The 15,003-nt window shown below is 41.0% G+C and carries 15 protein-coding genes; 8 read left to right on the top strand and 7 right to left on the bottom strand.

All coding sequences use genetic code 11. The features are described from left to right. Positions 1-206 precede the first annotated feature (206 nt). Positions 207-497 (top strand): hypothetical protein, encoded by a 291-nt coding sequence (locus tag ACR63T_RS01220; protein WP_472784500.1) that lies wholly within the window; start codon positions 207-209, stop codon positions 495-497. A gap of 244 nt (positions 498-741) precedes the next feature. Here ACR63T_RS01220 and ACR63T_RS01215 read toward each other — a convergent pair whose 3' ends face one another. Next, complete coding sequence (locus ACR63T_RS01215; RefSeq protein WP_472785208.1) at positions 742-822, bottom strand: hypothetical protein; 81 nt, start codon at positions 820-822, stop codon at positions 742-744. A gap of 255 nt (positions 823-1,077) precedes the next feature. On the opposite strand from ACR63T_RS01215, the gene ACR63T_RS01210 reads away from it, so the two are divergent. The 5 genes from ACR63T_RS01210 (at position 1,078) to ACR63T_RS01190 (ending at position 4,551) form a co-directional block, all read left to right on the top strand. Then, the gene (locus ACR63T_RS01210) at positions 1,078-2,082 is read left to right on the top strand and encodes a lipoate--protein ligase (RefSeq protein WP_472784499.1); all 1,005 of its coding nucleotides are present in this window, start codon (positions 1,078-1,080) and stop codon (positions 2,080-2,082) included. Positions 2,083-2,178: 96 nt separating this feature from the next. Then, positions 2,179-2,595 (top strand): VOC family protein, encoded by a 417-nt coding sequence (locus ACR63T_RS01205; RefSeq protein WP_472784498.1) that lies wholly within the window; start codon positions 2,179-2,181, stop codon positions 2,593-2,595. Between the two features lie 73 nt (positions 2,596-2,668). Further along, positions 2,669-3,430, top strand: coding sequence for a lysozyme inhibitor LprI family protein (locus ACR63T_RS01200; protein WP_472784497.1), 762 nt, complete (start codon positions 2,669-2,671; stop codon positions 3,428-3,430). 277 nt (positions 3,431-3,707) lie between these two features. Further along, positions 3,708-4,106, top strand: coding sequence for a hypothetical protein (locus tag ACR63T_RS01195; protein WP_472784496.1), 399 nt, complete (start codon positions 3,708-3,710; stop codon positions 4,104-4,106). Next, the gene (locus ACR63T_RS01190; protein WP_472784495.1) at positions 4,099-4,551 is read left to right on the top strand and encodes a hypothetical protein; all 453 of its coding nucleotides are present in this window, start codon (positions 4,099-4,101) and stop codon (positions 4,549-4,551) included. Before ACR63T_RS01195 ends, ACR63T_RS01190 begins: the two co-directional genes overlap by 8 nt. A 176-nt stretch (positions 4,552-4,727) precedes the next feature. Here ACR63T_RS01190 and ACR63T_RS01185 read toward each other — a convergent pair whose 3' ends face one another. Next, on the bottom strand, positions 4,728-5,507 hold the full coding sequence (locus tag ACR63T_RS01185) for a transglutaminase-like domain-containing protein (protein WP_305899392.1): 780 nt from the start codon (positions 5,505-5,507) through the stop codon (positions 4,728-4,730). Positions 5,508-6,353: 846 nt separating this feature from the next. Between ACR63T_RS01185 and ACR63T_RS01180 the strand changes: the two genes are divergently transcribed. Continuing rightward, the gene (locus tag ACR63T_RS01180) at positions 6,354-7,208 is read left to right on the top strand and encodes a YHYH protein (RefSeq protein ID WP_472784494.1); all 855 of its coding nucleotides are present in this window, start codon (positions 6,354-6,356) and stop codon (positions 7,206-7,208) included. Positions 7,209-7,402: 194 nt separating this feature from the next. On the opposite strand, the gene ACR63T_RS01175 is transcribed toward ACR63T_RS01180, so the two are convergent. Both ACR63T_RS01175 and ACR63T_RS01170 read right to left on the bottom strand, forming a co-directional pair. Next, positions 7,403-8,308 carry a hypothetical protein gene (locus tag ACR63T_RS01175; RefSeq protein WP_472784493.1) on the bottom strand — a complete coding sequence of 302 codons (906 nt, stop codon included), beginning with the start codon at positions 8,306-8,308 and terminating at the stop codon, positions 7,403-7,405. A 203-nt stretch (positions 8,309-8,511) separates the two neighbouring features. After that, the gene (locus ACR63T_RS01170; RefSeq protein WP_472784492.1) at positions 8,512-10,728 is read right to left on the bottom strand and encodes a 2,4-dienoyl-CoA reductase FMN-binding domain-containing protein; all 2,217 of its coding nucleotides are present in this window, start codon (positions 10,726-10,728) and stop codon (positions 8,512-8,514) included. Between the two features lie 255 nt (positions 10,729-10,983). Between ACR63T_RS01170 and ACR63T_RS01165 the strand changes: the two genes are divergently transcribed. Then, complete coding sequence (locus ACR63T_RS01165; protein ID WP_472784491.1) at positions 10,984-12,648, top strand: AMP-binding protein; 1,665 nt, start codon at positions 10,984-10,986, stop codon at positions 12,646-12,648. A 91-nt stretch (positions 12,649-12,739) separates the two neighbouring features. Here ACR63T_RS01165 and ACR63T_RS01160 read toward each other — a convergent pair whose 3' ends face one another. From ACR63T_RS01160 to ACR63T_RS01150, 3 genes are all read right to left on the bottom strand, one after another. Further along, positions 12,740-13,159 carry a DUF6691 family protein gene (locus ACR63T_RS01160; RefSeq protein WP_472784490.1) on the bottom strand — a complete coding sequence of 140 codons (420 nt, stop codon included), beginning with the start codon at positions 13,157-13,159 and terminating at the stop codon, positions 12,740-12,742. Positions 13,160-13,214: 55 nt separating this feature from the next. Next, complete coding sequence (locus tag ACR63T_RS01155) at positions 13,215-13,652, bottom strand: YeeE/YedE family protein (protein WP_201571138.1); 438 nt, start codon at positions 13,650-13,652, stop codon at positions 13,215-13,217. A gap of 157 nt (positions 13,653-13,809) precedes the next feature. Further along, entirely contained in the window at positions 13,810-14,967 is a 1,158-nt protein-coding gene (locus ACR63T_RS01150) for an aminotransferase class V-fold PLP-dependent enzyme (protein ID WP_201571136.1), read from the bottom strand. Positions 14,968-15,003 lie beyond the last annotated feature (36 nt).

The following is a 15,003-nucleotide window of genomic DNA, read 5'->3' as shown; positions in this document are numbered from 1 at the left end:
CAATTCTAACAATATTAGAAGCGCTTATCCTATTAATTATGCTTATGAATATATAGATAAAATAGTGTATAGTGAAAAATAACTAATATTCGTTTATTAGTATATTTTGATTGATACTGTTAGGTTACTTTAGCAGATACTTATTGAATATTAGGTATGACCTCATCTAGCCTTGTGCTAAATATTATTTAGCTGGGAGCATCCTTATGAAAAAGACAACCCTATTATTATCACTAATTGCGCTGTTTAGTATCTTCTCCACTTCTGTTCAAGCAGATACAGAATACTACGTCTACCAAAAAAATGACGTGTGTAAAATTGAAATACTTGATGTTGACCCTGAAGATATAGGCGATGCCGAAACCCAAATGTACTATTACGGTTCAGTTTATTTATTTATAGGTAAAGCCGATATAATGAGCGACGCTGAAATGATCGCGGAAGAAGCGGAATGCGCGATACCAGAATATAACCCTTTCCCCTTCTTTCTATTTTAGAGTTTATTAAGCATCCACAACGACACCTCGTAAGTATCTGCATATCTTATAAGACATGCCGATACTTACGAGGTGTCTTTATTTCCCAAAATGCCCTAAGTTATTGACTACTTTTCATAGTCGCAATAAGTTTTAGCACAGGCTAATTGCAGCGTAATATGGTAACCATTCTAGGAAAAGATTTTAGGTAGAATCTTAAGTAATACTGCTAACCCTAATCATCTAAGCTCTATCAAATTATCTATTATCCCATCCAGATTCGCACGATCTCATCGTTTTCAGACAGCTCAATATTTACTTTTTCTTCCTTATAATCTGTGGTAATAGCATCACCAGCTCTATATACCCTTGCCTATTCTGAGAGGATTGTTTCGATCTTTTCATTATGTATTGAATCAACCATTTTGCTCTCCTTTTTAGATAGATGTATTTTGCATCTTAAATACCAATAACAAAATTCTGGTTTTTCCAAAATCGCATATTAAGTTTTAATTTCCACATTGAGGTAACATAGTCTAATTTGGTTGCTCACATGCAATTAACTTTCCCTATTTATAGCCAATTAGATAAAGGATAAATAATGAAATTACGCATTTTAAAATCTGCGATAACCAACCCTTGGTTTAATCTCGCGACCGAAGATTGGATATTTAACACCCTTGATCCTGATTCACATACGCTATTTTTATGGCGTAATAGCGAAACCGTAGTTATTGGGCGCTCGCAAAACCCTTGGGTTGAGTGCAAGACCGATAAGATGGAAGCAGACGATGTATTTTTAGCACGGCGTCAGAGTGGCGGTGGTGCGGTGTTTCATGATTTGGGCAATACCAACTTTACTTTTTTATCACCCAAAGCCGACTACGACCAAACCGCAAACTTCACTATTATTATTAATGCATTAAAAAAGCTAGGCATCAACGCTGAGCTATCAGGTCGTAATGATATGCAAGTCGGCGACAAGAAAATATCAGGCAGCGCCTTTAAACATGCTATCGACCGCAGCTTTCATCATGGCACTTTGCTGGTCAACGCTGATATGCAAAAGCTTGGCGATTATCTTAATCCACACCCGCTAAAATTAAAAGCAAAAGGCATTAAGTCCGTGCGTTCTCGCGTTGCTAACCTAAAAGAGTTTAACGAAGGTATCAATCATGACGTATTATCTGACGCTATTATCGAAGCGTTTTGTGAGTATTATGGTCAAACGGTAGAAACAGAAGCCTTGGATGAAGCCAGCCTCGCCAAGCAGCCTGCTTTAAATAAGTACTATCAGCAAATGGCCGATTGGGACTGGCGCTTTGGCAAAACGCCTGAGTTTAGCCACCGCATTGAAACGCGCTTTGAGTGGGGTCTGATTGATCTACATATGGATGTTAGACAAGCCGTAATCGAAGAAGTCGTCATCTTCTCAGATGCGCTCAATGTTGAGCTAATTGACTTATTAAAAGAGACGTTAACTGATATCAAATATGATAAGAGCGATATTACAGCTAAGCTTGATAGATTAGCCAAAGCACAGTCTGAATTAGTAGCGCAAATTAATGATTTTGAACAGTGGTTGATTGGTGAAATGCAAGATTAGGGTTTTCAAATACAGTGATAAATTTTGACGATTGTGAATTTTGGCTTAGGCTGAATTTTTAACCCAGTATTATGATCTTAAAGTATAAGGTGTTTTATGAAATATTTACATGCCATGATTAGAACCAATAAACTAGAAGAAACTTTATTCTTCTACTGTGATCTCATGGGTCTTAAACTGCTTAGAAAAAAGGACTCCGAATCAGGACGATTTAGCCTGTATTTCTTAGCGACTCATGAGGGTGCGCCAGAGATTGAAGTCACTCATAACTGGGATGAAGAAGAGTACAGCGATGGTAATAACTTTGGTCATTTTGCCTTTAGAGTGGATAACATCTATGAGCTATGCGAAACTTTTATGAATGCTGGCGTTACCGTACTAAGACCGCCTAGAGATGGCTATATGGCTTTTGTGAAAGATCCCAATAATATTTCAATCGAACTGCTACAAGCTGATGAGCGTCTAGACCCTGCTGAGCCTTGGCTATCGATGGAAAACATTGGGAGTTGGTAATTAAATTTAAGCTAGACCCTTTTATGCATACTAGCTTTACTTAAATACAATGAAGATCCATATCGAGAACATTATGAAAAAATTAGCTTTAGCTACAATAAGTATTTTAGCAACTTGCCTATTCTCTACTCCTGCAAATTCAGCCAGTTTTGACTGCAATAGTGCCGCTGCTTGGGTAGAGAAAACTATCTGCAAAAATCCTGAGCTGTCTAAGCTTGATGAAACTATGGCAGAAAAATATAAACAAAATCTTGCTGATACGTCTGATAAAGACTATAAAAACAACCTCATTATTGACCAAAGAACATGGCTCAAGTTTCAGCGTAACACCTGTAAAGAAATCGAGTGCCTTGAGCGTGAGTATACAGAACGTATCGAAGATAAAGCTCAATATGGCGTGGCTTGGAACTATGCAAGTGAGCTAAATCAATCTGAGTTGCCGAGCAAGAATGCCTTTGGCAAATTTTCTAAGGCTTCTCAAATCTCAATATATAATCCAGAAATGGCGCGTTGGGATGATACAGGAGAGGTCATAAATACGTTATCGATTAATAGTGTCAGTAATAAGCCCTATCTGTCGATTATTGATGGCGTTTTCATTTTTACTAATGGTCATACCTGCGATATTGGCGAGAGCAAAGCTATATGGTCACAGAATCATTGGGTCATTATTGATGAGCTGTCAGATGAAAACGCTGAACTGCGCTTATATCCAGCGCTCTATAAAGGTAAGACTCAGTTGTTATTAAGAGATATGGACAATAGATATAGAAGATTACATTGTGGTATGCGGGGGTATTTCGACAGTATGGTGTTGGAGCGTGAGGTGGATTAGCGTGTAGGTCTTTATAAAGGTTTCTGATTAAATCTAGTCTCCTTTTTTTGCTGATTGGCGTAGGGTGCCGTTAGACTTGTCAAATTCTTGTAGAGAATGAAGGCAAGGTGTAACCCGCTGTTAGATATTCAAATTATGGATTTAGGGGGTTACGCTTTGGCTAATCCATCCTAAACTTGCTACGTCAATAGCCCCGTTAATTGGGAATATTCACCATTTTTTCATATAAGAGTGTAAAATAAATAGCTTGAATGAAAAGTGCAAAGGATTTTAACTAGTGGATAGTATAAAGCAAGGAAATGAAACGATAAGAATTAGCTCTGATGGTATTTATCGAGGAGCCACAGTTCATACACCTTTTCCCCTAGAAAATAGTGATTTCCTAAAGCTAACAAAAGTTAATAGTTTACTGCCAATTTGGGCTCATACTTTTTTTACTGGTACGAGTGTTTTTTCTATTACAGTTTTGGCTAAATGGCTGAACCATAAATACTTTGACGGAATAGAAACTGTATCGAATACGGAAGGACTCACTCTGCTAATTCTCATAATATTGGCAGTAATATTCGAGGCCTTATATATAATATTGCCCTCAGAGAAGAAAAAAACAATTTCAGAGATTGAGAAGCATTTCTCAGAAAATAAACCTAAAGCAGCAGGATTTGGAAATGAATAAGCAATTGCCTAAAGAATATATTCCTTTTAACAGTGTTTGGGTCTGCAATAATACGTTTAATGAAGGTGAAATAATTTTTGAGGTTGAAGGCAATCCTGTTTTTCTTATAGGCCGTGATAATGAAAGTTATGAGACATTATTATGGTTTAATGCACCCATTGAAGGAATTAGTAAAAATAAATGGCGTAATATAATATCAAAGAACAAAGTTGATAATATGCAATATAGTTTAAACATTACTGATTACGGTAATGAAGTAACATTTTTAGGTCAACCTTTGCTTCAGTTTAAAGTAATAGAAGATAAGTTAATTATAAATATGATAAATCTTACATCCATTGGTTTAAATATCTATGGAGGATTATCGTCACTAACTATTGTAGGTAGTACTTTTTCTGGCAATACATTCACTGGTGTTAGTACTATGATAGCTATAGGTAAATAATGATCAAAACATAGATTGTTACATAGATAGTGCTGCTGATCTAATTTGTAAAAATAGTTAAATTTCGAATTCTCAATTACCAAAAAAAACGGCAAGATAATTAATCTCGCCGCCTCGTCATTCAACTTAAAATATCAAACCCTAAATTCCAACTTCAGCTGCCTAGAGTCAGAACTCTAATCTTGTCTGGTCACGGATACCGATTGGTTGACCAGTTCCATGGATCCGAATGCAGTCAAGAACGCAACGCCGGACGCGTCGGCTCCAACACCGATGCGAGCTATCGTGTCGGCAGATGCCATGCCAGTTGGGTCAATGAGATGCCAGCTCCCCCCAAGATAAACCTCAGCTATGGCATGAAAGTCCTGTGGCGTCACATCAGGCGCATAAACGCTCACGAATCTCGCTGGTATCGTTGACGCGCGTGCGAGTGTCACGAGCACATGCGCAAAGTCGCGGCATACGCCCTGACGTTGAACAAAGGTGTCAAGGGCGGTGGTTTGTGCATGGCTCGATCCAGGCACATAGCTAAACGTCGACTCAATCCAATCGCGCATTGCAGCAATCCGCGCGCCACCTGAGAGATCGCCAAACTCGGCATTCACGAAGTCATGGAACTGGTCTGATGGGCAAAAGCGAGAGGGCATCAAATATTTGATCGCCTCTCCAGGCAAAAGATGAGGGGCAGTTTGGGGCAGGGCCGATATGTCTAAAACAGGACGGTCAATATCAATTTCTGCGGTATAAGTGCAGCTAAAATCTCCCTCTGCGCGGATCCAAATCCGCTCTCCTATGCCATCATCGGCGACGACCCTTGAAAAATGCGCAACGTCTGATGTCCAAATCTCGGCCGAACGCACCCGCTGATCCACAAGATCGGCGGCTTCGATCTGAAGCAAAAGGTCCATCGGCGCGGGGAGCCGATAATGGAGTTTGACGTTAAGTTTGAGGATCATGTTTGAACTCCATAAGGGTATTGATTTGGTGGATTAACGATCGATTGAAGCTTTTTGATCGGTGCAAGGCGACAGTTAAGCCGCGCAGACTTATCGAAACCGGGATGTTTTGTAAAGCGCGTAGATACCATTATAAAATTATTTTTTATGGCATTAGTCGTGGATGCGATTGAGCATCTCTAGTAGGATTCAATGTAGCATAGATAGTGCGTTTTGGGAGACAGTTTTTTGAGTGGGGAGCTATTTCCTGCTTTACTCTTTTATCTCCTCAGCTGGGCGAGGCGCTGACACGGTTTGAGTCGTTTTTGTTGCCTCGATATAAGGAAGGAAACATTAAGTGTTTCCCAGACACTTAACCCGACACAAGAGAAAATCTATGATTTTCTGGAAAGACTGCACAACTCGCCCAAACGAGCAGGACAACCGCTACAGTCACGGCTAAACTAACAAAAATAGCGCTATATTTGGTTCTATTAGATTCAGATGGTTTGACAATTATAAATTTGCTTATATTTAATAGATAAAGCTGTGCTAAAAGCCCAGCCTACGCTTGCTTACGAATGATTAATTCTATGCACACTATCTAGATTCATGAAAAAAATAGCTTAAATAAGGTCTATCAAATGTTAATATTATAGTTTTACTATAATATTAACATTCTTACGCGCTTCACATTTACTTGTAATACTTTAAAAAAGGAGTTTTTATGCGATATTATTTTTTTTCATAACCGCTTTTGTCTTAAGCGGCTGCGGAGGTTCTTCATCAGATGTTGATAGTGTCTCTAATCCAAGTACTGGTATCATCACTGATAGTGACAACTCTGACACTGGAACGACGGACAGTATGGATGCTAGTGTCGATATTACAGATATTATATTAGAAAGCAGAGCCACGAATTGCGCAGAGTATGTAAATAATTACACCTCAACGGCGTTAGATGTGCAAAGAAACGTCATTCTCGAGGGCGATCTCAAAATAACACTAGATAGTAATAAGTGTTTATTTAGCACGAACTCAATACCTAATCACAATTTTAATGATAATAATGCCAATTTTGTCACTAACGTATCAGAAAACAATAAAACCTATCAAGTCACTCAAAGCCCAACTATGTCAGCTTCTATCACAGAGCTTTCTTTAACCTCAGATAATGCGATTTTCTTAAATGGAGTCAAACTGGATCTGCTTGCAGCGGGATGTTTTGGCGTAGGTGATGGTAGGATTGGCTGCAATGATATGAATGCGCCTTTTAGATTTGATCCGATGTCATCTTTATCAAATTTTAGTACAGATTCGCATAATGCCCATACCCAGCCAGATGGGACTTATCATTATCATGGTAATCCAAATGCTTTATTTTATTCGGATACAGCGATTCAATCTCCTGTAGTGGGTTTTGCAGCTGATGGTTATCCTATCTACGGCTCGTATTTTAACGACGCTGGAACTATCAGAAAAGCGACTTCAAGTTATGCACTCAAATCAGGTAATCGCGTCGAACAAAACGGTATTAATCCTGGTGGAAGTTATGATGGTACTTACATCGATGATTATCAGTATTCACAAAGCTCCGGCGATCTCGACGAATGCAATGGCATGACGATTGATGGTAGCTATGGCTATTATATTACTGACTCTTACCCATGGGTGCTCGGGTGTTTTAAAGGAACGCCAGATACTAGTTTTAGCAAAAGATAATGACTCGATTTATCGCTTATTTAATAGATAATAAACTTTTGGTAGTGGACGTAGGGTGGCGTTAGGCTTGTCAAACTCTTGTAGAGTGCAGGCAAGACGTAACGCATCGTTAAATATTAAAATTATAGATTTGGTGGGTTAAGCTTTTGCTTAGCCACCCTGCGCGCTGAAATATTCTAACCCACAATTATCATTTACTCACTTCCGTAAGTAGCATAGCCTCTTCCCCACTTAATCTGGATAGGCATTCTCATCAATTTTTCACCAATTTGCTTCAGTTTTTCTTCAGTGAACCCTGCAGCTTTAGCATCGTCAGCATGCACGTATATTCTATATTCGCCTTCTCTACTATCGTATGAGCTTCCAATGAGCATAGGTATTTGCTTATTTAGCTCATTAGAGCGTTCATACATAAGTTGCTTTTGTGCGTCTGTCAGGTTCTTTGCTTTCGGACTAATCTCAAACTTTACGATAAAACGCGTTGGCGACTCAATAAGCGCCATAGCGTTATCTAATTCAGATTGAGTGAGCATAATACCTTCTGACGTCATCGTCTTATAACTTTCAAAAACAGTTTCACGCTCACTGAGCTTATTAGCAGGACGATATAATATTCGATCAGGCGGCAGCGCACCAGTATCCGCTAAAGTTATCAAAATGCCATATTCAGGCTCATTAATAAGGCCCCGTGTCACTATCCTATCGCCAAATTCTGCCTGAAGTGCGTTATTTTGTTTTTGATTATCATGCTGGATAAGCATCTGACGCATGGCTTCAGTATGATCGATATCGTAAGCCCTAGCATAGTATTTGGAGTCAAGCGCTAAGACTTGAGCAGGACCCATTACCGTTAGTTCTGGTTCTTGTGTATCGTAAGTATTTCGAGCTTCAGGAAGTAGTTCGACGCCTTTAGAAACTAATTCATACCAAGTAGGAACTGTATCAAACTCGTCCGCACTACTATTCACTTGCGTAGTTTCAGACAATGCAAAGGTATTATTTAGTTTTTGTGGTTCATATAGGGTTGAGCAGCCACCAATCAAGAGACAGCTGGATAGATAAAATTTTGTTAACAGTAGGGTACGAGGAATGAGTATCATTGTCGATTCGCTATGACGTAAGAGTGAAATTAGCTTTGAGCAATTTTTAAATTAGTATAGAAGTATAAAACAACGAAATAAAGCCATTGTTTGTTGAGTTAAGCTACTGATAATTTCATTTTAAAAAATCTGTGAAAATAATTGCTATACAAAAAAAACGGCAAGATAATTAATCTCGCCGCTTTTATATCAAACCTAAAGCTCTAAATCCCAACCGCAACCTCAGCCCCTTCCCGAATAGCGCGTTTAGCATCCAGCTCGGCCGCTAGTTTTGCGCCGCCGATCAGATGATATTGCGCGTCAGGTGCATCGCCAACATTTGGCATAAGCTCGACTACTGACTCTTGACCTGCGCAGATTACGACGCTATCGACACGTAATAGTTGACTTTGACCTTGAGTATTGGTAATCCAAATACCTTCGTTAGTAATCTTTTCATACTGGACACCCGATACTTGGATGACGCCGTGTGACTTAACATGCGCACGATGCACCCAGCCTGAGGTTTTATTCAAGCCACTGCCCAAGCGACCTTTGCTACGCTGAATCATATACACTTGGCGAATAGGCGTAATAGCGTCCGGCTTAATTAAACCACCATCGCTTTGATAATCCATATCTTCAGTGACGCCCCATTCTTCACGCCACTCATCTACCGATTGCGGCTCTGGGCGATAGCTGGGATCTTTAAGCGTTTCAGGTGCTAACTGATCTAATGGCTGACCATGGCGCGCGGTGAGATATTCACTAACATCGAAGCCAACACCACCCGCACCGATGACTGCGACCGTATCACCGACTGATTTTTCACCTGAGAGTAGTTCCGCATAAGTCATCACTTGTGGTAGATCAGCGCCTTCTAACTTGCCCGCTAGTGTTCTAGGCACAACACCCGTCGCGACGATGACATGATGGAACTTACCTGCCTCAAGCATCGCTTTATCGACTTTGGTATTGAGCTTAATCTCAACATTTAAGTGCTCAAGCTCATTGATATAGTAGCGAATAGTCTCAAAGAACTCTTCTTTACCTGGGATGACTTTGGCGTAGTTAAACTGCCCGCCTAAGATATCACGGGCTTCAAATAGTGTGACCTCATGACCACGCAGCGCTGCGACATGCGCGGCTGACATACCCGCGACACCGCCACCGATGACCGCGACTTTTTTAGGCTTTTTGGTCTTTTTGTAGACCAGCTCCGTCTCATAACAAGCTTGCGGATTGACTAGACAAGTTGAGCGCTTATTCTCAAAAGTATGATCGAGGCAAGCTTGGTTACAGGCAATGCAAGTATTAATACGATCAGCATCGCCTGCTTTGGCTTTATTGACCCAGCTCGGATCGGCTAAGAACGGACGCGCCATTTGAATCAAGTCCGCCTTACCAGTAGCGACGATGTCTTCTGCGGTATCGGGCATATTGATACGATTCGCGGCCATCATTGGGATGCTGATATGCTTTTTGATCTCAGCAGTAAAGTCCACAAAAGCGGCGCGCGGTACGCTAGTGACAATAGTAGGAACCCGCGCTTCATGCCAGCCGATACCCGTATTCATGATGGTCACACCTGCTTCCTCTAACGCTTTGGCAACAGTAATGACTTCATCCATGACGTTGCCGTCTTTGACCAAATCAATGACCGATAAGCGAAATAGAATAATAAAATCATCACCAGCAGCTTTGCGTACCGCCTTGACTATATCGACTGCCAGTTTCATACGTCCGCTGATATCGCCACCATATATATCGTCACGTTTATTAACATGACGCGATAAAAACTGATTGAGCAAGTAGCCTTCAGAGCCCATAATTTCTACACCATCATAGCCTGCTTGCTTGGCTAATTTGGCACAGCGCGCGTAGTCCTCTACTGTCTGCTCGATATTTTTGATGCTCATTTTACGCGGTTTAAACGGTGAAATAGGCGACTTAATCGGACTCGATGACACGACAAACGGATGATAACCATAGCGACCACTATGCAATATTTGCATAATGATTTTGCTGTCATATTTATGAGCGGCGCGCGTTACTTTTTGATGGTTGATAACATCCATCTTTGTATTCATCGTGCCGCCAGCAGGCAGCAACCAACCTTCGCGATTGGGTGAAATACCACCCGTAATCATCATTGCCACACCGCCTTTGGCACGTTCGGCAAAGTAGGCGGCAAGCTTACCGTAGTTATAGAATCTGTCCTCTAACCCCGTATGCATAGAGCCCATAACCAGACGGTTCTTTAGGCTAGTAAATCCCAAGTCTAAGGGCTCAAATAGATGTGGATAGTGGCTAGAGCCGTGCTCAGAATCATTAGCGGCGCTAGTTGTGACAATACGATCAGTATTTTTGCGACTTTTTCTGAACTTCTTAAACTTACTTCGTTTTTCTTGGCTGGCAGTATTATTCGTGCTGGCGCTCATGTCATTATCCTTATGAATCAATAAAGTACTACTATTAAAGCAAATCAAACATTCTGAATAGTCAGTGGTAGTACATCGTAGCATAATGCCTTTATTGCCAGCTATGCACATAGGCGACTGATGAGTGAGCATTATGTTATTAAGAAAAAACCTGGCAAACACGATCAAACCACCTTACTTTCTAAAATCTTTTATCTATAATAAATAAGAGTCGTTAAAATAATTATAACCACTAAATAATAAAGGATTATCTCTATGACTGACTTTCATACAGGTCTTGGTAAAAACTCTGCCAACTATCAGCCTCTTACTCCTATTGATTTTATTATTCGTAGCGCACAGGTTTATCCTAATAAAACCGCTATTATCTACGATGACCTTGAGCATAATAACCTCACCCAAACCTGGCAACAGACTTTTAACCGTTGTCGCCAGCTGGCTGATAGCCTGCGCAAACTAGGTATCGATAAAAATGATACCGTTGCCGTCATGCTGCCTAACACACCGGCGATGGTTGAATGTGCTTTTGGTATTCCTATGTCAGGTGGGGTACTTTGTACTTTGAATACGCGCTTAGATATTAATGCGCTCACTTTTTGTGTGCAACATTCTGAAGCCAAAGTTTTAATCATGGACAGTGAGTTTGCAGATTTAGCTGAGATTATTGATGAGACTTTTCCAAATTTAATCGTCATTCATGCTACAGATGCAGCTATCGATATCAAAAGCTTTGGCAAGATGAGTTATGAGGCATTAATCGCCAGCTCCGATAATTTAGACCATTGGGAGAAGCCTGCTGATGAATGGGATGCGATTGCGCTCAACTATACTTCAGGCACTACGGGGACGCCTAAAGGCGTGGTCTATCATCATCGCGGCGCTACGCTAAATGCAGTCTCCAATATCTTAGATTGGGATATGCCCAAGCACGCCATATATCTATGGACGCTACCATTATTTCATTGTAATGGCTGGTGCTTCCCTTGGGCTATCGCTGAACGCACTGGGGTCAACGTCTGTCTACGCAAGATAGATGCCGACTTGATACTGCAATTGATCGATAAATATAAAGTCAGCCATTACTGCTCAGCGCCCGTTGTACATAATATGATAGCCAATGGCAAAGATAAGTATAAACAAGCTATCACTCATAAAGTAAAAGGCTGGGTTGCTGGCGCGCCGCCGTCAGAAACAATGCTTACCGCGATGGAAACGATGGGTTTTGATATCTCGCATGTGTATGGATTGACGGAAGCTTATGGGCCTGTAACTATCTGCGCTGAGCAAGAGGAATGGGACGCTCTAAGCGTAAGCGAACGCGCACAAAAAAAATCTCGTCAAGGGGTGATCTCACATTTGATGACAGGCTTTGAAGTGTTTAAACAAGGTACGACTGATCCTGTAAGTGCTGATGGTGAAGAAATGGGTGAGCTGGCACTACGCGGTAACATGATCATGAAAGGATATCTAAAGAGTCGTAAAGCTACCGAAGCTGCATTTAAAGACGGTTGGTTTCGTACTGGTGATTTGGGCGTTAAATATCCTGATGGCTATATCAAAATTATGGATAGGCTTAAAGACATCATTATCTCAGGCGGTGAAAATATCTCTAGCATTGAGATTGAGAATACTTTATATAAAATACCCGAGATTTTGAGCTGCGCTGTCGTTGCTGCACCATATGATAAATGGGGTGAAGTACCTGTCGCCTTTATCGAAATTCACGATGGCAATACCTTGCAGCGTGAGACAGTCATTAATCATTGCAAGCAGCACTTAGCAGGTTTTAAAGTGCCTAAGTATATTATCTTTGCCAAAATCCCTAAGACTAGTACGGGTAAAGTACAAAAGTTTGAGCTACGTCAAGCCGCCAAATCGATGGCTCATGAAACGGCTAAAGTGAAGCCTTCGAACCAGTAAAACTTTAAGCCAATTATTGTCACTCATAAAAAAAGTCAGTCTAATTCAATTAGACTGACTTTTTTTTGTGTACCGTGAATTATTGAATCTTTCAACCAATCTTAGGCTCAAGCCATTGATATGCCAGCATGCCAATGATCATTGCAGGGATAAATACATACGCTTGCCAGATACCTGTACCGAGCAGCACAATCCCAGGTCCAGGGCAGATGCCTACCAATCCCCAACCGATACCGAATAGCATCGCGCCAGTTAATAGCTTTTTATTAATAACCGTTTTGCTAGGCATGTCAATGCTTGTACCAATCCAGCTAGTCTGTTGACGTTTTGCCAATTGCACCCCAACAATGGCGACTAATAATCCACCGCCCATCACCAGTGCCAAAGAGATATCCCATGCCCCGAACACATCCAAAAACCCTTGTACTTTGACAGGATCCGTCATGCCTGATATTAATAGCCCAAAGCCAAATAACAATCCTACCAATAAGCCTATTATATTTTTTAACATTTTTAGTTCTCGCAATTTATCTTTATAGAAACCGTTTTATCATAGGTGAAAGACATTAAATAATGCCCAAAACCTGCCGTCCGATAAATACTGTTGCAATACCAAAACCCATAAAGGTCGCGGTGGCTGCCATAGAGCGTGGTGATAAGCGTGCATTACCGCATATGCCATGACCACTAGTACAGCCTGAGCCCAAGCGCGTGCCAAAGCCGACTATCAGTCCTGCAATAATGAGTAATGGCAAAGAGCTTGTCACTTGCACGGCTGGTAGTGGAGCGATTAACTGATAGAGTAACGGTGAGACGATAAGCCCCACTATAAACAGCACTTGCCAAAGCTCTAATCCTTTAGGTTTTAATAAGCTTGCAGCGATGCCACTAATACCAGCGATGCGTCCGATACCCAATAGCAAAATGACAGTTGCTACCCCTATCATCATGCCACCTACTAATGATATCGGGGTAAAAACTTGCCAGTCTATTTGTATGCTCATAATTAGTTACTCATTCTGATTTTTATTTGACTTAATGTCATCGCACTATTATACATTATATTATAAAGTATAATATAATGATAAAAAAATACTGAGTCACTATCTTTAGTAACTCAGTATTTTTATACTAATAAGCGCTTAACTAATAAAAGTCCTATTAGCTAGGCTGTTTTTCAATAACTTGATTTAGTATCGTTTCAAAACGCTCAACGGCACCATCGATATCTTGTAGTTTATCAAAACCAAATAGACCTAAGCGGAAGGTTTTGAAGCTCTCAGGCTCGCCCACTTTTAAAGGAACACCTGAGGCAATTTGCATGCCTGCTTCAGCAAAGGCGCTACCTTTATGCATATCATCACGGCTGGTATAAGAAACTACAACACCTGGCGCTTTATAACCTTCGGCGGCAACGCTCTCAAAGCCTTTAGACTCTAGTACATGGCGGATACGGTTACCCAGCTCCCACTGCGCGTCACATAGCTTGTCTAAACCGATCTCTTTGGCCTCATTAACCGTGTCACGGAACTGGCGTAAGCTGTCTGTTGGCATAGTCGCATGATACGCATGACCACCGTTTTCAAAGGCGCGCATAATCGTGAGCCACTGTTTTAGATCTAAGCTAAAGCTATTAGATTCAGTCGTTTCTACCTTGGCAATGGCCGCTTCGCTCATCATGACGATGCCGGCACAAGGGGTACTGCTCCAGCCTTTTTGTGGTGCACTGATTAATAGATCAATACCCAGCTCTTTCATATCGAGCCACACACAGCCTGAAGCGATACAATCGATAACTAACAAGCCACCAACGCTATGAGTAGCTTCGGCTAAGGCTTTGATATAATGGTTTGGTAAGATAATACCTGCTGAGGTCTCGACGTGCGGCGCAAATACGATACCAGGCTTAAGCTCTTTGATCTTGGCAACGGCGACTTCGATATCTACAGGAGCAAATGGCTTTTTTGCATCACTGCTTTCGTTAGTATCTTCAGCGTGATGCGCAGCTAGTACGGTATTAGTATTGCCAAGTTTATTTTTTTCTAAGATCTGCGTCCAACGATAGCTAAAGTAACCGTTACGGATCACTAACGTATCTTGGTCTTGAGCCAACTGAGCCGCTACCGCCTCCATACCATAAGTTCCAGCACCTGGAATAATAGCGACCGCTTCAGCTTTATAGACTGACTTTAGATCACGTGACAGATCATTCATGACTTGCTGGAATGAGCTTGACATGTGATTTAGGGCGCGGTCAGTATAGACTACTGAATACTCTAATAAACCTTCTGGATCAATATCTTTTAGTAATGCAGACATAGGACTTTCCTTGTTGGTTGTTGAAATATAAGTGAA

This window comes from Psychrobacter sp. M17(2026), from assembly GCF_055699815.1.
Note: the sequence above shows the minus strand (reverse complement) of the source record. Positions and strands in the feature narration are given on the sequence as shown.

Excerpts from the sequence above, each read along its gene's own strand:
- ACR63T_RS01220 (WP_472784500.1), top strand. The coding sequence starts at position 207 with ATGAAAAAGACAACCCTATTATTATCACTAATTGCGCTGTTTAGTATC.
- ACR63T_RS01210 (WP_472784499.1), top strand. The coding sequence starts at position 1,078 with ATGAAATTACGCATTTTAAAATCTGCGATAACCAACCCTTGGTTTAAT.
- ACR63T_RS01205 (WP_472784498.1), top strand. The coding sequence starts at position 2,179 with ATGAAATATTTACATGCCATGATTAGAACCAATAAACTAGAAGAAACT.
- ACR63T_RS01200 (WP_472784497.1), top strand. The coding sequence starts at position 2,669 with ATGAAAAAATTAGCTTTAGCTACAATAAGTATTTTAGCAACTTGCCTA.
- ACR63T_RS01190 (WP_472784495.1), top strand. The coding sequence starts at position 4,099 with ATGAATAAGCAATTGCCTAAAGAATATATTCCTTTTAACAGTGTTTGG.
- ACR63T_RS01185 (WP_305899392.1), bottom strand. The coding sequence starts at position 5,507 with ATGATCCTCAAACTTAACGTCAAACTCCATTATCGGCTCCCCGCGCCG.
- ACR63T_RS01180 (WP_472784494.1), top strand. The coding sequence starts at position 6,354 with ATGGATGCTAGTGTCGATATTACAGATATTATATTAGAAAGCAGAGCC.
- ACR63T_RS01175 (WP_472784493.1), bottom strand. The coding sequence starts at position 8,308 with ATGATACTCATTCCTCGTACCCTACTGTTAACAAAATTTTATCTATCC.
- ACR63T_RS01170 (WP_472784492.1), bottom strand. The coding sequence starts at position 10,728 with ATGAGCGCCAGCACGAATAATACTGCCAGCCAAGAAAAACGAAGTAAG.
- ACR63T_RS01165 (WP_472784491.1), top strand. The coding sequence starts at position 10,984 with ATGACTGACTTTCATACAGGTCTTGGTAAAAACTCTGCCAACTATCAG.
- ACR63T_RS01160 (WP_472784490.1), bottom strand. The coding sequence starts at position 13,159 with ATGTTAAAAAATATAATAGGCTTATTGGTAGGATTGTTATTTGGCTTT.
- ACR63T_RS01155 (WP_201571138.1), bottom strand. The coding sequence starts at position 13,652 with ATGAGCATACAAATAGACTGGCAAGTTTTTACCCCGATATCATTAGTA.
- ACR63T_RS01150 (WP_201571136.1), bottom strand. The coding sequence starts at position 14,967 with ATGTCTGCATTACTAAAAGATATTGATCCAGAAGGTTTATTAGAGTAT.